12 protein-coding genes are annotated in these 20250 nt (G+C 34.4%); 8 read left to right on the top strand and 4 right to left on the bottom strand.

Going from position 1 to position 20250, the window contains the following annotated elements:
• Positions 1-103 precede the first annotated feature (103 nt).
• Together JE46_RS01695 and rhaT are read right to left on the bottom strand one after the other, a co-directional pair.
• On the bottom strand, positions 104-2245 hold the full coding sequence (locus JE46_RS01695) for a bifunctional rhamnulose-1-phosphate aldolase/short-chain dehydrogenase (RefSeq protein ID WP_031453524.1): 2142 nt from the start codon (positions 2243-2245) through the stop codon (positions 104-106).
• A gap of 20 nt (positions 2246-2265) precedes the next feature.
• Complete coding sequence (gene rhaT, locus JE46_RS01690; protein WP_031453523.1) at positions 2266-3336, bottom strand: L-rhamnose/proton symporter RhaT; 1071 nt, start codon at positions 3334-3336, stop codon at positions 2266-2268.
• 286 nt (positions 3337-3622) lie between these two features.
• Here rhaT and JE46_RS01685 point away from each other — a divergent pair, with 286 nt between their 5' ends.
• The 8 genes from JE46_RS01685 (at position 3623) to JE46_RS01645 (ending at position 15760) form a co-directional block, all read left to right on the top strand.
• On the top strand, positions 3623-4663 hold the full coding sequence (locus JE46_RS01685) for a GntR family transcriptional regulator (protein WP_031453522.1): 1041 nt from the start codon (positions 3623-3625) through the stop codon (positions 4661-4663).
• Positions 4664-4819: 156 nt separating this feature from the next.
• Positions 4820-5419: an RNA polymerase sigma-70 factor gene (locus tag JE46_RS01680; protein WP_031453521.1), complete on the top strand. Its 600-nt coding sequence runs from the start codon at positions 4820-4822 to the stop codon at positions 5417-5419.
• Positions 5420-5486: 67 nt separating this feature from the next.
• Positions 5487-6590: a FecR family protein gene (locus JE46_RS01675; RefSeq protein WP_031453520.1), complete on the top strand. Its 1104-nt coding sequence runs from the start codon at positions 5487-5489 to the stop codon at positions 6588-6590.
• A 12-nt stretch (positions 6591-6602) separates the two neighbouring features.
• Positions 6603-9953: a SusC/RagA family TonB-linked outer membrane protein gene (locus JE46_RS01670; RefSeq protein ID WP_031453519.1), complete on the top strand. Its 3351-nt coding sequence runs from the start codon at positions 6603-6605 to the stop codon at positions 9951-9953.
• A 4-nt stretch (positions 9954-9957) separates the two neighbouring features.
• Entirely contained in the window at positions 9958-11436 is a 1479-nt protein-coding gene (locus tag JE46_RS01665; RefSeq protein WP_236010711.1) for a RagB/SusD family nutrient uptake outer membrane protein, read from the top strand.
• Positions 11423-12895 (top strand): hypothetical protein, encoded by a 1473-nt coding sequence (locus tag JE46_RS01660; protein WP_031453517.1) that lies wholly within the window; start codon positions 11423-11425, stop codon positions 12893-12895. Before JE46_RS01665 ends, JE46_RS01660 begins: the two co-directional genes overlap by 14 nt.
• A 3-nt stretch (positions 12896-12898) precedes the next feature.
• Complete coding sequence (locus JE46_RS01655) at positions 12899-14050, top strand: cytochrome-c peroxidase (protein ID WP_031453516.1); 1152 nt, start codon at positions 12899-12901, stop codon at positions 14048-14050.
• A 309-nt stretch (positions 14051-14359) separates the two neighbouring features.
• The gene (locus JE46_RS01645; RefSeq protein WP_031453514.1) at positions 14360-15760 is read left to right on the top strand and encodes a T9SS type A sorting domain-containing protein; all 1401 of its coding nucleotides are present in this window, start codon (positions 14360-14362) and stop codon (positions 15758-15760) included.
• Positions 15761-15859: 99 nt separating this feature from the next.
• On the opposite strand, the gene JE46_RS01640 is transcribed toward JE46_RS01645, so the two are convergent.
• Both JE46_RS01640 and JE46_RS01635 read right to left on the bottom strand, forming a co-directional pair.
• Positions 15860-17710: a rhamnogalacturonan lyase gene (locus JE46_RS01640; protein ID WP_031453513.1), complete on the bottom strand. Its 1851-nt coding sequence runs from the start codon at positions 17708-17710 to the stop codon at positions 15860-15862.
• 282 nt (positions 17711-17992) lie between these two features.
• Positions 17993-20188, bottom strand: coding sequence for a hypothetical protein (locus JE46_RS01635; protein ID WP_031453512.1), 2196 nt, complete (start codon positions 20186-20188; stop codon positions 17993-17995).
• Positions 20189-20250 lie beyond the last annotated feature (62 nt).

The raw sequence follows: 20250 nt of genomic DNA, 5'->3' as shown, positions 1-20250 counted from the left end.
ATTTATAAAATACGATTGTCATAAAAAATCTAACGTCCGACAGAATCGAACGTTAGAAAACAAAAACCACTTTGTTAAATAAACTTAAAAAAAACTAAACAACTTATCGGTAAAAGCCCATTGTTACTCCGCCATCTACATTCAAGGCATTTCCTGTTGATTTGTTCAACAGGCCTCCCACGAATGCAAAACATGCGTTTGCAATATCATCAGGCAATATAATTTCATTTAATAAGGTACGTTTCGCGTAGTAAGCAGGCAATTCTGCAACGGTAATTCCGTAAGCTTTTGCACGTCCTTCAGCCCATCCGCCAGACCAGATATTAGAATCTGATATAACAGCATCAGGGTTCACTGTGTTTACACGGATTTTATCAGCACCCAACTCAGCAGCCATCAAACGTGTTAAATGTGCCTGAGCTGCTTTTGCAGAACCGTAACCAGGATTATTTGGACCTGCTACCACTGCATTTTTAGAAACAATGTTTACGATGTCTCCACCAAAACCTTGTTTACGCATTACTTCGATTCCGGCTTTAGAAACAATAAACTGTCCTTTTACCAAAATATCATATAATCTGTCCCACTCTTCAAGAGTATGTTCAGCGATTGATTTTGAAATACTGATACCTGCATTGTTGATAATAATATCAGCACCACCAAATGCTAAACAAGCAGCATCTAATGCTTTTTCTGTACTTACTTCGTCAGTAACATTTAATAAAGTACTTGATACAGCATCTTTACCAAATGATTTGATGAATTCTGCTTTTGCACCTTCTAAACGCTCTTCATTGATATCGTTAATAACAACACAAGCTCCTTCTTCTGCAAATCTTTTAGCGATAGCTTTACCAATTCCACCGGCAGAACCAGTTACTAAAGCAACTCTTCCTGAAAGTGCTTTTGGTTTTGGCATACGCTGTAATTTTGCTTCTTCCAACAACCAGTATTCGATATCAAAAGCTTCCTGATGTGGCAAAGAAGTATATTCAGAGACAGCTTCTGCACCTTTCATTACGTTTACTGCATTCACATAATATTCTGATGCTAAACGAGCCATTGTTTTATCTTTGGCAAACGTAAACATACCAACTCCAGGATATAAAATCACCACCGGGTTTGGATCACGCATCGCTGGCGAATTAGACTTTTTACAAGCATTGTAATAATCTTTGTACATTGCTCTGTAAGCTTCAAAAGCAGGAGTTAATTTTGCTTTGATTGCAGCTACATCAGACAAATCTTCGTTTGGATCTAATTCTAAAACCAAAGGACTGATCTTAGTACGTAAAAAGTGATCCGGGCAAGACGTTCCTAACGGAGCTAATTTTGACAAATCATTAGAGTTAATGAATTCCAAAACTCTTGCATCATCTGTATAATGACCAATCATTTGACGCTCTGAAGAACAGAAACCTCTTAAAATCGGAGCCACTTTTGCCGCTTTTAATTTACGGTCAGCTTCCGGAAGGCTGTCAATTTTTTTACCTCCAAAAACCGGACGTTTTTTTCCGTAATTACTTTCTAAATAGTCAGCACACTTTTCGATTACTTCAAGTGTGTTGATATAACTTTCATAAGCAGTATCTCCCCATGTAAACAAACCATGAGAACCTAACATAATACCACGTAATTTTTTTCCTTTTTTCTCTGCTTCTTCAAGACAGCTTCTTAACTGAAGCCCTAAGTCGAAACCTGGACGCTGCCATCCTACCCAACCGATTTCTCCGTCGAATAATTCTTCAGTGATTTTTGCTCCGTCTTTTGCTGCAGCAATAGCAATAGCAGCATCAGGATGCAAGTGATCGATATGTTTAAACGGTAAGAAACCGTGTAAAGGTGTATCAATAGAAGGTGCTTTTGAAGCTAAATCAAAAATACAGTGATTGAACAACTCCACCATCTCATCTTCAAACTCAATACCTCTGTATACATTTTCAAGATTGCGTAACCTGTCTAAATATAGCGCTGCACAACCTGATTTTGTCAATGTTCCGATATCTCCACCAGAACCTTTAATCCACATTACTTCAGAGCTTGCGCCTGTCAATGGGTCTTTATCTGTAATTTTAACTGAAGTATTTCCTCCTCCATAATTCGTAAGTCTTAAATCTGCTCCTAATAAATTAGAGCGATAGATAAAAAGAGCTACTTCATCTCCTGCTAGTGCTGCAGCTTTAGCATCGTCCCAAAGATAGCTTACATGCTGAAAAGTCATATTGTTTGTGTTTATATTTGACATTTTAATATATTAATTGATTATTATAAAGAGTTTCCAATTCCGACTACAACAATAGATAACATGATGAGTCCGATGCCCAACAAAAATGTGTTGAACGTTTTTTTAGTTACACCTGTCCATTCTTTAAGGTAGAATCCCCAAAAGTTGGCAGTAAGTATAATAGTTGACATATGTAAAATCCATGAACTTGCTCCGTTTCCTAATTTACTTTCTCCCATTCCGTAGAAGAAAAACTGAAGGAACCACATAGTACCTGCAATAGCTGAAAAAAGTACATTTTTTGAAATCGGTGTTTTAGTATCTGTATAATTACTAAAAGTTTTATTTTTAAAATTAAGATAGATACACCATAAAAAGTTAGTTGTTAATCCGCCCCAAAGGATAACTATATAGGTAACATTATTTTGAAATAAAAATTCGCCCTGATTTGGATTCAATGTTTTCCACGCCTCATTAGCCACATCAGCCATTGGTTTTCCTGCTTCAATTCCGAAATTAAAAAACGAACTTAGAATACCGGATACAATCGCGATAATTAAACCTTTTACTAAACTGAAATCCTTGTCTTTATCTTCGTGTCCTGTTGCAAAATCTTTTTCTTTCAGCATCCCAGCCTTTCCTAAAATAGCAATACCTATGATACATATAAGTACTCCACCCAAAACCATTTGCCCTCCTGTGTTTGCAAACATGTCACTAATTGATTCCTTACCTTCTGTTGGACTGAAATTGTAGTAAATTGGCGGAATTAAAGCACCGAAAGCAGAACAAAACCCTAAGGTGATTGAGTTACCTAATGACATTCCTAAATAGCGAACACCTAGTCCGTAAGTCAATCCTCCGATTCCCCAGATCAATCCCATTGTGTATGCCAACACTTTTATGTTTGGAGCTGCATTAGCAATAATATCTGTAAAATTCGGAATTGTTAAGTAAGCAGCGATTGGCGGAACAATTAACCATGAGAAAAAACCTCCTATTAACCAGTAGCTTTCCCAAGCCCAATCTTTAACTTTTTTAAAAGGCATATAAAAACTGCCTGACGAAAATCCTCCAATGGAGTGAAAAATAATTCCGAGTAATGATTCCATTTAATTTTTTTTGTGGTTTAAGTTGATAGTTATTGGTTTGGTAAAATAAGAGAATGTAAAAAAGAAAACTATCCTGTACTGTCCTTTCCTTAATTTATATTTATTTTAAATCATAAATTATTGCAATAAGAATCGAATTATTGTGATTTTTTAAATTTAAAATTCATATTTTAGCAAACGCCTGCGTAATTAATATCTTTTAATACTTTTTAAAGAAAATTATTACACATAATGCAATTTATAATACCTTCTCAATACATTTGAGTGAGACTTTACTATATCAACCATGATTAAATTAATTAAAATAGATGAAGATTCAAGGGTTCCAAAATACAAGCAAATTGTAGATTCAATTCTGCAAAATATTGCCAACGGTAACCTGAAAATAAATCAAAAGATTCCTTCTATAAACAACTTCAGTGAAGAGTTTTACATGTCAAGGGATACTGTTGAGAAAGCTTATAATATTTTAAAAGAGCGTAAAATTATCTCTTCCATAAGAGGAAAAGGATACTATATTACCCGAACGAAATTAGAATCTAAAGTCAATATTTTGTTCCTGTTTAATAAACTGAGTGCGTATAAAATGAAAACCTACAGCTCTTTTATTAATACATTAGGAGCAAATGCACATGTTGACTTACATATATACCATTGCGATGAAACCTTATTTTTAAATCTGCTGGATAAATTTGAAGGTGCATACGATTATTATGTTATTACGACACACTTTAAAACAGATGAATTAAAACATTTGAGTTTTACCGATGAAGTGGCAAAAGCCATCCAGAGAATACCACAGGACAAACTGGTAATTATGGATAACATAAAAATTGGATTAGGAAGCGAGGTTATCAAAATATATCAGGATTTTGAAAATGATATTTACAATGCCTTAAAAGAAGGACTTACAAAAATCAACAAATACAAAAGGTTAATTTTAATATATCCGGAAAAAGCTGTTTATCCTTATCCAAGGAGAATTTTGCATGGTTTCAGGAAATTTTGTGTAGAACACGAGATTAATTTTGAAATTCTAAGTGAAGTTTACGATGATATGATCCTTAAAAAAGGAGATTTATTTATCACTATAGAAGAATCTGACTTGGTTAATTTAGTCAAACAAATCAGGGACGAAGAATATGTATTAGGAAGCGACATCGGTATTATATCCTACAATGATACTCCGTTAAAAGACTTGTTAGGTATAACTGTTATGTCTACTGATTTTAATGAAATGGGAGAAATTGCAGCAAGAATGATTTTAAACAAAGAAAAAGGAGAAGTAAAAGTGCCTTTCAATTTTATTGACAGAAACTCGATTTAACAGCACTACTATATAACGGTCTTTAATGTTAATTTTTAAAACTTATTTCTTTTATTTAGAATTAATATAAATAATATTTTATCTTTGTCACCAGCTTCTGGCCTAATACCACTTTAGGATCATAATTTGTAATCCTTTACCAGAGATAAAATATAAATGAATAGTAACACCAGCTTTGAATCCGAAACTTTTGAATCTTTTAAAAAGGGAAAGGAAGCTGCATTTACCTATTTTTATGATAAATATTTCTGCCGGATTACATCCTTTGGCATTCAGTTCATTTATGATAAGGATGAAGCCGAGAATCTTGCTCAGGAAGCTTTCATTAATTTATGGCAAAACAGGGAAAACATTGATTCTATAAACGGAATACAATCCTTTTTATATACTTACGCTAAATCGAAATGTCTTAACTTCATCAGACACAATAAAGTTAAAGACAAATTCAAAAACGACCTATTAAATCATAAAGAAAGAGAACTCGATATTGAAATCTTAAATTCAATTCAGTTTGACACTTTAGAATTAACCGAATTAGAACGTATCATTAACGAATCAATCAACGATTTACCTCCCAAAACGCGTGAAGTTTTTATCAAAAAACGTTTTGAAAATAAAAAAAACGCAGAAATTGCAGCAGAAATGCAAGTTACTCTAAAAGCCGTTGAAGCCCACATGACAAAGGCTTTGAAGATTTTAAAAACAAAATTATCTGATTATTTATTCCTTATTTTTATCCTTATTTGTAATAATTAAAAATTGACCATAGGGTTTTTTATTTCTGAAGTGTACTCATAATAACGAGAAGTTTAAAACTCAAATTATGCCATCAGAAATCATTTATAAGTATTTATCCAATGAAGCCTCAGAACAGGAAATTCAAACTCTTTTTGAATGGATTGATGCTTCTGAAGAAAACAAAAAGCAGTTTATTACAATAAAGAAGACATGGGCGCTTAATGGCCTTGCTGAAGATATTACAGCTGATACTACTCCGGTAATTAAAATTAAACAAAAAAATAAAGCCGCTAAATATTTACAATATGCTGCTGCATTTTTAGTATTGCTTGGTTTAGGAAGAATTGCTTATAATTTTAGTCAAAAAACAAAATCTTCAAAGGAAATTGTTCTTGAATTAGGCAACGGACAAACAGAATACATCACAAAAAATAATCAGACAAATTTAGTAAATGATAAAGGCGAACTGATTGCAAAAAAACTTCCGGGGCAAATTGTATACTTTGAAAAAACAAAGAATAGAGAAGTCGTATACAACTCACTTAAAGTGCCCTATGGAAAGACATTTAAACTTACACTTTCAGACGGAACAGTTGTAAGTTTGAATTCCGGAACCACTTTACGATATCCTGAGCAATTTAGTATTAACGGAAAAAGGACTGTTTTTTTAACCGGAGAAGCATTTTTTGAAGTTGCCAAAGACAAAGAACATCCTTTTATAGTAAACTCAAATCAGGTAGATATTGAGGTTTTTGGTACTAAATTTAATGTGAGTGCTTATCCTGAAAATCCTTCTGTTAATAGTGTTTTGGTTGAAGGAAGTATTCAGATGTATGAAACTCAAAATCCATCGAATTCTGTATTGCTGAAACCAAACCAAATGGCTACATGGCAAAACAGTACGAAGAAAATCACAACAAAGTCTGTCGATTCTGCTTTTTATTCTAAATGGACAAAAGGCGAGCTTACTTTTCATGATACCCCGTTCTCAACTATTGCGAAAATAATTCAGCGAACCTATGATGTTGAAATTATTAATAAAAATTCTGATTTAGCCAGACAGAATTTCACCGGGACAATTAAAATTAGTGAATCGAGTGTCGAAAACATTTTAGAACTCCTAAAACGTGATACCCCGTTTGATTACACAATTAACCAAAATACCATTACCATTAACAACCTTCCATAACTTACTAAAAATATGACGTTTACAAAAAATTATTCAAGAAAAATTATATTTTTCTTAGCCATTTTTTTATCCTGTTTTAAAGGTTTTTCGCAAAAAAAATCGATTACACTGCATCTAAATAATGAACCTATAAATCTGATAATCAAATCTATTGAAGAACAAAGTGATTTTAGGATTATATACAATGCAAAAAAGATAGATACTGATCAAAAAGCCAGTATCAATGTGAATAATGCCTCCTTGGAAACTGTTTTAACAAAATTATTCAAAGGCAGAAATATTTCATTTTACATCCAGAAAAAACAGGTTTTATTAACTAGCTCTGCTCCTGCCTCTGCAGATAGTTCAGACGAAACAGAAAGAACAATCAAAGGAGTTGTACTAAGTGCTAAAGATAGCTCGCCGCTATCAGGAGCTACTGTAATGGTAAAAGGAACCGGGAGAGGTGCCATAACCGATTTTGACGGACGATTTATCTACCAGTTAAGAGAAAAAGACATTAATAATGTTGTACTTCAGGTTGTGCTTCTGGGAATGGTAACTCAAAATCAGGAAGTTGGACATAAAAATAGTTTTACTTTTTACATGGAAGAAGCTGTAGATGAGCTAAATCCGGTTATTATTACATCTTCTTATGGGACAAAAAAGCTAAAAGAGGAAATTGTAGGGAGTATTTCAACTATAACGGCAAAAGACATACCCGTACAACAAGCATCTGAAAGTATTGACAAAATGCTGGAAGGACAAATTGCAGGGGTTTTGATTGAAAATACTTCGGGAGTTGGAGGTCCTGTAAAAATCAATATTCGCGGACAGGGAACTATAAAGGCTGTAAATGGTAATATTACCGGAACTTCAACTCAGCCACTTATTATAGTTGATGGGGTTATTATGGCTGAAGAAGCATATATTGATAGTTCCTTTTTTAATGGACAATCGGCTTTTTCTGAAGCATTATCAAATCCTTTGGCTCAAATATCACCTGATAACATTGAAAGTGTTAACTTTCTTAAAGATGCCGCAGCCGTTGGTATTTATGGCGCTGATGGTGCTAATGGTGTTATCCTGATTACAACAAAAAAAGGAAAAATCGGAAAAACTAAATTTAGCTTTTCAAATCAGCTAGGGGTTTCAACTGCTATTAACCAAATAAAATATTTAAACGGAGAACAATATACAGAAGTTAGAAATGAATATTTAAAAAATACTTCTTCATCACCTGCGATTGTACCTTACAATGGTATTAATACAGATTGGTTTGACTTATTAAATAATTCCGGAATTTATAATAAATACAATTTTAATGTTTCAGGAGCTGATTCAAAGTTTTCTTATCGGGCTAACCTGGCCTACTTAAATATTGATGAACCTCAATTAGGAAACATTACTAAACAATTAAATGCAGGAATAAATTTAGGTTATAAAGTATCTAAATGGGATCTTAACTTATCCTTAAATCCTAGTTACATTAAAAAGAATGCTCCTAATATTTATTATACGCATGCTTATATACCAACATTGTCTCCATTTAACGAGGATGGATCTTACACCATTACCGGAGTAACAGGAGTAAACGGAGGTAATCCTTTAGCCGCTATTGCCCAAAATAAAAATCAAACAGATACTTATGGTCTTTTAGGAAGCTTAAATTTAGGATATCAATTGAATAAAACTTTTAAATTCTCAACTCTTTTTGGGATCGATTATAAAGATAAAAATCAGGATCGATATTTTTCAGGAGAAAATGAAAGTGGACGAACCAGCGGAACTTTTATTCTGGATGGAATCACTCATTTTAATTGGGGAAGAAGAGCTGTTAATGAACGAAATTCTACTAAATGGAACTGGCAGGGACAAATGCTGTTTGATAAAAAAATTAATAAGGATCATACAATAGATGGTGTTTTAGGATTTGAGCTTTCAGAAGAAAACGGAAAATTTCATTATTCTTCTGCAACCGGGTTTGTAAATCCTAATATTGTAAATGCTGTTGCAGATGCCATACAAGATGATGACCCTTTAACAGCTTTTGATGAGACAAAAGCAAACCAGACTTATAGAAATGAAATTAGTTATGGTTCAAGAGTATCCTTGTTCTCGCAAATCAATTACAACTATAAAAAGAAATACTATTTCTTAGGAAATTTAAGACGGGATCAAAGTTCTGTTTTTGGTAATGATACTAATGTTGCTTTAAACAGCGGAGCAGGTCTGTCCTGGATAACCAGTAATGAGGATTTCTTAATATCGAACTCCTGGATTGATTTATTAAAATTCAAGGTAAGCTATGGTTCAACAGGTAATTCAAGAATTGGTTCCTATCGCTCTAAAGGTTTATATGATATTACTCAAAATGGATACAATGGCGGAATCGGTGCAACTGTAGCTGATGCCCCAAATGGCCAGCTCAGCTGGGAAAAAAATGTAAAATTTAATGCCGGTATTGATTTTAACGTATTTAAAGCCATTGAATTATCGCTGGAATATTATTACGATGATTTGTCTGATTTAATTGTTGCAAGAGACATTCCTTCTGAAAATGGTTATGGAACACTGGAATTAAATGCAGCAAGTATGTACAACAAAGGTTTGGAGTTTACAACCAGAATTAAATGGTTTCAAAAAGGCAAATTTAAATGGTCAACCTCGTTTAACATCTCTACAATTGAAAATAAAGTAACTGAACTAATCGGTTTAGGTAGTGAATTCTCCGAATCAAATAAGGCACTTGCTCAAAAAGTTTGTTACAGTACTACCACAATTTGGGGAGTAAACTGGATTGGTATCGATCCGGCAACAGGCAGGGATCTTATCCGAAAAAATGGCCAGGTTTACGATTCCAGAACCTATATGAGCTTATTTACTATAGCAGATTGGGAACCCATTGGAGATACCCAGCCAAAAGCATTTGGAGGTTTCAGTAACAGGTTTTCATTAAACGATAATATAACTTTATCTATAAATGGTGCTTTTCAATGGGGTGGCGACAAATTTGTTTCTGATGATATTATTGCAAAATACAGAACAACATCAAACCGTAACATGACTGTAAATGCTTATGATTATTGGAGAAATCAGGGAGATATCGTTACACAGCCTTCCCCGGGTGACAATCCGATAATACCTAATATGAGTAAGTACGTTTATGATGCTACCTATATTAAAATTAACAATATCAACTTAAGTTATAGCGTACCTGTAAAAAATACTTTTCTGGATAATTTAACCATTTTTGGTGATGTGTCTAATGTACTTTATTGGTACAAAGAGAAAAGCCCGTCAGGAATGAATGGGATACGGGAACTTAATTATACTTATCCTCAGGCGAGAACTATTTCGTTAGGAATTAATACTAAATTTTAAAAAGATGAACTATTTTAAAAATATAAAACAATTTAAGTTTCTGATACTTCTGGGAATTATTTGTTTGTTACAAAGCTGTAGTGATTTTTTAGAACAGGAACCAGGCACACAAACTTCTATTGAGGAACAGCTAAAAACCAAAAAAGGTGTTCTAGAGGCTTTAAATGGCATGTATGGTGATATCAGGGATGTTGTAAATGTTCCGGCTTTTATTGTTTATTCTGACATCCAGGGTGGTAATTTAAAAATTACACCTTCTGCTGTCGGTACTATAAAAGGCCAATTTCGTGTTCCTACTGCCATCACAAACTTCTATTCTTTTGATGATTCTGCTGATAATTCAAACTTTTCTGCTTTTTATGGCTATGCCTATGAAGCCATAAATGAAGCCAATTTAATTTTAGAATTTACAGATGCTTTGACAGACGCAACAGAATCCGAAAAAAATCAGATTAAGGCTGAAGCTTTAACAGCAAGAGCTTATGTGCATTTTTTATTGAGTCAATTATACAGCCAGAATTACAGTTACACAAATGATGCTTCACATCCTGGAATTGTTTACAATCAGAAGTCTATTAAGAACGGGCTTCAATATCCATCAAGAGAGAGTGCTGCAAATACTTACAACTATATCATAAATGATATAAAAAAAGCATTAGATCTTTATTCAGATAATCTACTTCAAAACGGACCTGTTTATTCGTATTTTAATAAGATAAATGCAAAAGCTTTGTTATCCAGAGTTTATTTATCTAAAAATGACTGGCAAAATGCATATGAAACAGCTAATGATGTTATAACAAACTCAGGAGTAACATTAATGAACTCTGCTAATCTTATTGTCCAATGGGAAAAACCGGATTTACCTATTTCTGAAATTTTACTCGAATTTTCAATACCAAGAAATCTGGAGGGAACAGCAAACATTTCTTTATCATTCTATTTTGGATATACATCTCCAACTGTTTATAGTGATTATGTTGCTTCAGAAGATTTGATAAATCTATATGAAACAGACGACCTTCGAAAACAGCTGTTTTTGGTACAGCCATTACAAACCCTGATTAATTTACAATTAGTAGACAGAAATTATTATTTCACTAAAAAATTTCAGGGTAATCCGGGGTATGTTGCTTTTAGAATGAGTGAACAATATTTAATTCGGGCTGAAGCAGCTTTAAAACTGAATAACACCGTTCAGGCTAAAACGGATATCAATACAATAAGAGAAAGAGCAAATGCAACCTTGCTAACCGATTCTGAAAATTTAGAAGATGCTATATTTTTAGAAAGACGAAAAGAACTTTGTTTTGAGGGACATTTATTTTTTGATACAACCAGAAACCATAAGAACATTTCAAGAAACGATGGCTGTCAATCACTTAATTGCAGTATGGATTATCCATCACTCAAATTTGTATTACCTATCCCCCGCAACAACACTAATATTAACACAAATCTGAAACAAAATGAATCGTATTAGTAAAATTATAGCTGTATTAAGTATTATTATAATGTTATTTCATTCCTGTTCAAAAGATGATTACAGGTTAGATTCTAAAAACGTTGACCCGTTTGTACGTTTCAATTTTTTAACCACTTCTGCAGGAATACCTCTGGAATATCCCACAGTAAATACAGGTTTGCTTCCGGTAAGTACATTTGAAAACAAATCGGTCAAAACCCTAAAAGTACCCGTTACTTTAACTTCTACAACTTTAAAATCTCCAGTAACAGTTAAATTTAGTTCAGTAACATCAGGAGATATAAACAGTTACAGTATGGTTCCTGAAAATGAATTAGTTTTTGAAGGAAATAAACTAACGGATACTATTTTTGTTTCTTTTGACAAAAGATGGAAAGATAAGCAAACTATTACCCTGAAATTAGAAAATGCATCTGACCCTTTGGTTCATATTGGAAATTTAAACACTCAGGCTCCCCACAATATTTTTACCATTAATTTGGGAGAAGCAGCTACAAGCTATACATTTCCTGAAAATCAATTTACCATTAAAGGTGAAGTTGGTGAAAAAGTAGATTTTAAAGTAAACTTTCCTAATGGATTTATTCCGTCAGAAATTGAAAATCTTGAAATATTCAGTTTTCTGAATGGATTCGATTATTCTTTAACTCACGATGAATATGGTGATAATAGAAGTTTTATTACCTATCATTTGACTCTTTTGGAAGATATTCAGAATGATGATGCAGAATATAAAACTGAAATTACATTAAAAACTGGCTCAAATTATATAGCAAACGGAAATACTATTTTAACGATAAAAAAACCTATAAAAACACCTCGTGATGTTTTAGCGAATCCTGCTTCCAAATTTTATGATTTAAATATTTCAAATTTTTTAACATATGGTGTAAACTGGCTTGACAGAAGCGGAACCTGTGTATGGCAGGCTTTTAATGCACAGACTTATCCGGTTGTGGTTACCAAAGATAATCCAAATGCTGTTTTATATAGTGATAAAGGTACCGCAAATCCTAATGATGATATTTATCACGATGCTTTCAAAATAGGTTTTCGCCCCCCATCCGGAACTAATACAGTGAACTCTTTTAATTTAAAAAGATGGTTTATTAATCCTAGCAGTACTGCAGCCAATTCTCCTGGTTTTAATATAAACCCTGCCCTTGAATTTTTCCCGGAAAATGGAAACAGCAAAACCAATGGAACCGTACTCGTTATTCCGCAATACATTAAAATTGCAGGAACGAACGGGAATAGCCACACTATTTCTATTGAAGGCGAAGGAACTTATAAAGAAATAAGCACCGGTTTATTTGAAATTTCTTTTGAACTGAAACTTACCAACGAGAAACTATTTGGAGGAACTGTTACCGGTAAATACAAAATTTACAATAAAAACACTTTCCCAACAGTAGCGCCATTAGATGAACCTTGTAGAACAGCAATAGATCTATAAATTATGAACGCAAAAAAAATAATAATACCTGCAGCAATATTACTGTTGAGTTTAACAGCATACAAAGGCATCGAAGAACCTGATTATATTGATATTCCGGAATTACGAAAACTATACTCCAGCGGAGATGCCTCAAAATGGCCTACTGCAGAATTGCATGAAAGCATAGACAAGTCCAAATTTCAGGATATCGGGGTGCTTCCTGCTGTGCCTTATCCTGCTTACAATCCGTATTCTAAAGAAAAAGAAAGTCTGGGAAAAGTATTGTTTTTTGATCCACGATTATCTGTCAGCGGACAAATTGCCTGTGCTTCCTGCCATAATCCGGAATTAGGATGGACCGACAACCTGACCCGTTCTTTTGGTCATGACCGCCAGACTGGAAAACGAAATTCTATGACCATTTTAAATTCGGCCTACGCTACTTCCCTGTTTTGGGACGGCCGTGCGAAGAGTTTAGAAGATCAGGCACAGTTTCCTGTGAGTGATCCTTTAGAAATGAATGAAAAACTAACAATTGCTGTCGGTAAAATTGGCAAAATTAAAGGGTATAACCCTTTGTTTTCAGCTGCATTTGGAGATAAAAAAGTGACTTTGGAACGCATTCAGTATGCGATTGCAACATTCGAAAGATCCATCAACAGTCCGAAAAGTAAATTCGATCATTTCGTTAGCGGAAAATCAGACGCTTATACCGATCAGCAGGTAAAAGGACTGCATTTGTTCAGAACCAAAGCACAATGCATCAACTGTCACAATACACCTTATTTCAGTGACAACCAGTTTCATAATGACGGACAGGTTTTATTCGGAACAAAAAATGAAGATTTCGGTCGTTACAACGTAACAAAAGATGTTAAAGATATCGGCAAATTCAGAACGCCTACGCTTCGTGAAGTAGTCAATACAAAACCATGGATGCATCACGGGCATTTTCCAACTTTATTGGATGTCGTAGAACTTTACAATTTAGGAAACCCTTCTCCTGTTCAGAAAAAATACCTGGGAACCCCACGTGATTCTTTAATCCCAAAAGTAGATCCCATGCTTAAAAAGTTAAGCTTAAGCAAAGAAGAAATGAGTGATTTATTGGCTTTTATTGAAACCTTAAGTACACCAACGAGAAGAATTATGGCTCCGGATCTTCCTAAATAATTTTTAATAAAACCTAAACAATAACTATTATGAATCAATTAATCAACCAATTTGAAACAGGCTTATTTCTATATCAACTTTGTGTTTTATTACATCTGATACTTACACCTATTGCCATATTCCAGATCTTAAAAAAGCAGGATCGGTTTAAACAACCTGCAATCTTAATTTTTCTTGTAATAGTATTTCCTTTTATAGTCTCAATACCCCTACTAATTTCACTTAAAGTCAAAAAAACAAAAATATAATTCTCTTATAATTTCATTAAAAAAATTGAATTCTTTATAAATACATTAATACCTATAAAATATGAAAAACAAATACTTTTTTTTATTACTAATATCCGCCCTGTCGTTTGGGCAAATAAGTCTGGTAAAAGATATAAATAATGGAACAGGAAACTCTTCGCCAGAAAATTTAATATTCTTTAATAATAAAATATATTTTGGAGCCGATGATGCTACTGGAACAAATAGCCCTGGTGCTGTAGATTTAGGAAAAGAATTATGGGTAACCGATGGTACAACCACTGGAACCACCTTTGTAAAAGATTTAAGACCCGGTAGTAACAATTCAAGTCCAACAGGCTTTTTTAGCTACAATTCAAATTTATATTTTTCAGCGAATACGGGTTCAGGAAATGTTTTATTTAAAACCGATGGTACAGAATCTGGAACGGTAGCCACAGGTAATTCTTTTATATTTAACCCTGCAGAATTCAATGGTTTAGTATACTATGTAAATACTGTAGATTTTAATAGATTGTATGAATTTAACGGAACCACAACTGTAAAGGTAGCTGATGTAGGTACAGGTGTCGAAAGTGTTACAGGAGGAATATTTATGCCTTTTAATAACAAAATCTTTTGCTATATGAGTTATACCACTGATGCTTTAGGTTTGAAGTTATATGCTTATGACCCAGCAAATGATACCTTTACGCTTATAAAGAACATCACAGATTATGGAACTAATGCCGGCATTAGCAACTTTACCGTAGTAGGTAGCGAATTATATTTTGAAGCCGGAGCTGGTATTTTATGGAAAACAGATGGAACTACTGCAGGCACTGTAGCTGTAACCGCTGCAGCATCACTTACTGGTGCTACAAGTTTATTTAATTGGAATGGTAAATTATATTTTGAAGCTGATAACGGCACTTCTGGCGATCAACTTTGGGTTTACGACCCCGCAGCTAATACTATTACAAATTTAAGCAATATAACTGGCGACCACAACCCTTCGGATTATACTGTTTTAAATAGTTATTTATACTATTCAGGTCAAAATGGTACTTTAAAATATTTATACAGAACAAATGGTACAATCATTGAACGAGTTGATGACACTATTTTTGATATTGATAATATTGCTGTTTTAAACGGAAAATTATTTTTTAAAGGTGATAATGGTACAACTGGAAATGAACTTTTTACTTACACGCCACCAGTACTTTCAGTTGATGATAACAATGTATTAAAATCAGTAGCCGTTTATCCAAATCCTTCTGATGGAAATATCTTCATCAATAATGCTGATAATGAAACTATACAATACGAAGTGTTTGATGTATTAGGTAAAAAACAAGCTGCCGGTAAAACGAATGATAATTCACTTCATTTAAATTTAAAAACGGGTTTGTATATTTTAAAACTGACTAAAAACAGCCAGACTTCAACATCTAAAATAATTATCAATAGTTTTCAATAATAAACAAGGTTTGTTTTTTGCCCCAATAAATCACAAATCTAAAAAGTCCGTTTCATGAATTTGAAACGGACTTTTTTATTATTCATTTAATAGAAACTATTACTTCTTAGGCACCAAAACAATATTAGGTTTTGGTGCCGGCTTCATCCCGCTTCCAAAATAAAAACCGGTATGAGGTGGTTGATTATACCCTACATTTTGCCAGGCAATACTCAAACGGTACTGAGGATCATGCATTAAAGTATATTGTTTTACATCAGTTGGAATTGTAGTCGAATAAATTCGTAATTCAGTATTGTCTTCGTTTCTTAAAATCAGTTCTTCTCGCCAGTCGCCTAAAATATCTGCAGAAAGTGCCGGAGTTGATTTTGTTCCGTTATTCGAAACTGCTCCAGTTGCCGTAAACAATCTGCCCTTGCCATATTTGTCAATATAATTTGAATTCAGAATTTCTCTTGAAGTGTCACCATCCCAATAAATCAGGAAGTTGATTGATTTTGGTGCATCTCCTATTTTATTTCCTTTCATATCATATAAAAACGGAGAGCCTGACCACCAGCATTGTGCACCTTTTCTTGTCGGATCGATATTATCTGCCACTCCCCTGCCCACATCTTCATTTAAAGAATCGGTAAACAAAACTTTTCCGTCTGCTGCTGAAAAAACGGCTACACCCGGACCGGTCGTTTTATTTTCAATTTCATGGATTCCAAACGCTTCCAAGCCTGGAACATCTAAATCCAGATCAGAAACATGCAGTGCATCTCCGTGCCTGAAACCGGTTGTATACAATCCTTTGCCATTATCATCTACACACATCGAGCCGTAAATGATTTCATCTTTTCCGTCATTATCAACATCAGCAACTGTAAGACCATGATTTCCCATTCCAGAATAAGGATTTTCAGCGTCTTTACTGTCAAAAACCCATCTTGAAGTCAGCCTTTTATTTTTAAAATCAAATGCTGCTAAAACTGTTCTGCCATAATAACCACGGCACATCACTACACTTGGATGAATGCCGTCCAAATAAGCAACACAAGCTGTAAAACGATCGATTCTGTTTCCTTTGGTATCATTACCTCCGCTACCTCCATGTCCGCCCCAGCCAGCCAAATCACCACGCTCCGGAATATAATCTGTGGTTGTAACCAGCTTTCCGGTTCGTCCGTCGAAAATGGAAAGATATTCAGGCCCTTTTAAAATCTTTCCATAAGTTCCCGATTTTGGATCTCTTTCTACCCAGTCTTTTGAAGCATCTCCAACCACATTTCCCTCACTGTCCGTAGTTCCGTCAGCTGTTTTGCAAACCAGTTCTGCAATTCCGTCTCCATCGAGATCATAGACCATGAACTGTGTATAATGCGCTCCTTCGCGAATATTTTTCCCTAAACTAATCTGCCATAAAAATTTTCCTTCTAAAGTATACGCCTGAAATATAGGCGGATCTGTAATACCGGTATGCGAATTATCATGTCCCTTTCCGGTCATGTGAACAATTAGATCATATCTTCCGTCGCCATCTAAATCACCGGTCGAAAGATCATTCGGAATGTAACCTTCAACGGGTTTTATCACAATTGACAAATAATCCTTGTCCGGACTTGAAGCAGTAATCGTAAAGCTTCCTTTGGCTTCTGCCTCTTTTCCTTTTAAAACCGTTTTTACAAACCAGGTATTTTCTTCGTTCGGATTTGCTTTGGAATCAACAAAATTTGTAGCCCCGGTTATAGGCTTTTCATTTAGTTTGATCGCTTTTTTTGAACCGCTCTTTCGGTATAAATTAAAAGCCAGATTATCTGTATCTGTTCCTAAAATACGCCAGCTGATAAAAAACTGACTTTTATCTTTTATTGCAATTACGCCACGGTCTAAACTTTCCATTTGTCTTTGGGCAAACAAAACTGAACCCGACAAAAGGAATAACGTTACTAAAATTTTATTTTTCATAATTGGTTTTGGTTTATAAAGTTTTATGCATACTTAGACTGATTTTAGCAGATAAGGTTTATTGTAAAAAAAACTATTTTTTATTTGACTAAAAGCAGATTTTTTGACACAATTTATGTCATTTCGAGGAACGAGAAATCTTCATAAGTAGCTCTACAAAGATTGACGATTCACTTTACGGAGTTTCTTACGGAGATTTCTCGTTCCTCGAAATGACAAACTGAACTTAAAACTAAGACCTAGTATCTCAGAACCTTAGCAACTTAGCACCTTTTAAAAAAATTAAAACATCTTCTTAAATCCTTCACTTTTAACTTTCCATGTTCCGTCTTTAGGAAACCCCGGATTCTCGATAGTATTTCCCTCCCAGCCTGCACACATCATCGCAACAGCTGTTAGTAATCCTCCGTTACCCGGAAGATACAGCGTTAGTCTTGGCGATTGGTAATTATGTCCGTTTTTTAAATACGTATTGGTTACTACATTCATAAAAAGTGCATCAATCGCTTTTTCAGGCATTTGCAAACGGGCTGCAGACATCGCTGTCATTGGGAAATCCCAACCCCAGGTTTTATCCCATGTCCAGGTATTCCAAACTAAATCAAATGTGTTTTTCATGATTTTTTTATCCAGAAGAGACGTTTCCGGAAGCATTCCGAAAGTTCCTAAAACCGATGGATGATCCGTTTTAAATTCTGGATTGGTATAGGAATCTGTAGCACTTTCTGTTGCCAGATACACATCTTTTGCAATTGGCAAAGGAGATAGTTTTTTCAAAACGTCTTCCCATTTTTCAGGTACTTTTTGATTTAATTTTTTCTTCCACGCAATAGCAGTTTTCAATGCCCAGTTCCAGTATGCAAGTTCATAGGTTGGGTTAAAAGTTTCGATGGCTTTGAATCTTTCCTGCGCCGGAATCACGCCCGGCCCTAAAACGTAACGATCGTTTTTACTGTCGTAATTAGCGAATGAAGCCATAAAATCAGCGGTTGCAAAAACACGTTCGCTGTATAAATTCAAAGTTGATGCTGTTGGTTTTGCCTGATAGATCAAATCTGCATAGGTAATAAAATGCGGCTGCTGCCAAATTAAGAATGCCCCTACTGAAGACGGACTTTCATTACCATCATAATCTGTCATTTTCTGCCATCTTGCCCCTTCAAAACCTTGTCTTTTGGCGATATTTTTAGCCTTTTCAAAAACTTTCTGATACCACGGAAGACTTTTTTCCAGTAATTCAGGTCTGTCCCAAAGTGCAAAATGCACACCATGCCACCAGTGCATTTCTAAGTGTGGTTTTCCGTACCAGCTGTTATAAGTCAAACCCGTTTCCTGTGGCGGAACTTTCCCTGTACATTGTAATTTGGTCAGGTATTGCGAAAGAATCACACGTCGCTCCAGTTCATGTGCACGTTTGTCTGTACTTTCAGAAAAATCTACTGCTGCCCCGCTTTCCCAAAAGGATTCCCAACCACCGATACTGCTTTTTTCAATCGCTTCAAAAGAAGGAATTACAGATTTATTTTTATCTGTTTGGATGAACGAACAACTCAATTCAATTATATTGCTTTTTGAAGGCTCTACAACAAAATAATGTTTTGCTTTTTCTTTAATCGATGCAGTGCCTTTCCATTTCAAATTAATATCATACGAAATACTGTCCATTACGTGTGTAATGGTAGCTTCTGATTTATTTTTGATTTTCAGATTACTTTTATAATCTTGTTTTCCACCCCATTTTTTCCCCATCTCAGTCCCCGCAATAGCAACGGCTGAAATGCTTACATCCTGTTTTTCTTCCCATTTCGTACCCATATCACCCCATAGTCCTGTTGGAAAAGGGATTCGGACACGAATTTTCAAACGCCCTTGCTGAATTAAATCTGATTCTACTTTAAAGCCTAAAGCATCTTTTGTCTGATCGCAAGCCGTTATCACTTTCACGGAAGTGCCTTCCACCTCAAAATAACTCTCAATTTTTCCTGACCATAAATTCAGCTTTTGATTAATAGCTTTAATATCATCCGGTTTTACTAAACTGCCATCTTTCTTGATGATTTCAAAACCTATATTTCCCAATTGTAATAAATGCGGGTTTTGACGAAACCATTCGACTGCTTCTTTTTTTCGTGCAGGTTCTTTAATTTGTGTTGAATACGAAATCTTACGACCATACTGATCTACGTCTTTTAGAGTCTCAGAAAACTTATAATTCTCAGTATTTTTATAACTGTCCCAACCCCATTCAGACTGTGTTCCAAGCGGAATCCCGTTTTGGTATTTCTCTGGAAAACTTTGCAGTCCCGTAGCATCAACTGTAAAAGCAAAAGTACCGTTACCTACAGTTAAAGAAGCTAAAGTATCTATTGCAGTAATGTGAACATTGTGTCTTGTTACCAATGCTTTCCTGTCTATTTTTTGTTGTGAAAACAAAGAAATCGACAACATCAAAAAAGACAGGGAGAATATTTTTTTCATAAAGCAGTTAATTATTTTGAGTGAGTTGAATTAAATCTTGAAATTGATATTGATTTTTGAAA

Origin of the sequence: Flavobacterium chungangense LMG 26729 (assembly GCF_000735715.2) — a bacterium.
Taxonomy (GTDB): Bacteria; Bacteroidota; Bacteroidia; order Flavobacteriales; family Flavobacteriaceae; genus Flavobacterium; species Flavobacterium chungangense.
The sequence above is the reverse complement of the archived record's forward strand: the minus strand, read 5'-3'. Positions and strand labels throughout refer to the sequence as shown.

Excerpts from the sequence above, each read along its gene's own strand:
- JE46_RS01640 (WP_031453513.1), bottom strand. The coding sequence starts at position 17,710 with ATGAAAAATAAAATTTTAGTAACGTTATTCCTTTTGTCGGGTTCAGTT.
- JE46_RS01675 (WP_031453520.1), top strand. The coding sequence starts at position 5,487 with ATGCCATCAGAAATCATTTATAAGTATTTATCCAATGAAGCCTCAGAA.
- JE46_RS01660 (WP_031453517.1), top strand. The coding sequence starts at position 11,423 with ATGAATCGTATTAGTAAAATTATAGCTGTATTAAGTATTATTATAATG.
- JE46_RS01685 (WP_031453522.1), top strand. The coding sequence starts at position 3,623 with ATGATTAAATTAATTAAAATAGATGAAGATTCAAGGGTTCCAAAATAC.
- rhaT (WP_031453523.1), bottom strand. The coding sequence starts at position 3,336 with ATGGAATCATTACTCGGAATTATTTTTCACTCCATTGGAGGATTTTCG.
- JE46_RS01665 (WP_236010711.1), top strand. The coding sequence starts at position 9,958 with ATGAACTATTTTAAAAATATAAAACAATTTAAGTTTCTGATACTTCTG.
- JE46_RS01670 (WP_031453519.1), top strand. The coding sequence starts at position 6,603 with ATGACGTTTACAAAAAATTATTCAAGAAAAATTATATTTTTCTTAGCC.
- JE46_RS01645 (WP_031453514.1), top strand. The coding sequence starts at position 14,360 with ATGAAAAACAAATACTTTTTTTTATTACTAATATCCGCCCTGTCGTTT.
- JE46_RS01635 (WP_031453512.1), bottom strand. The coding sequence starts at position 20,188 with ATGAAAAAAATATTCTCCCTGTCTTTTTTGATGTTGTCGATTTCTTTG.
- JE46_RS01680 (WP_031453521.1), top strand. The coding sequence starts at position 4,820 with ATGAATAGTAACACCAGCTTTGAATCCGAAACTTTTGAATCTTTTAAA.
- JE46_RS01655 (WP_031453516.1), top strand. The coding sequence starts at position 12,899 with ATGAACGCAAAAAAAATAATAATACCTGCAGCAATATTACTGTTGAGT.
- JE46_RS01695 (WP_031453524.1), bottom strand. The coding sequence starts at position 2,245 with ATGTCAAATATAAACACAAACAATATGACTTTTCAGCATGTAAGCTAT.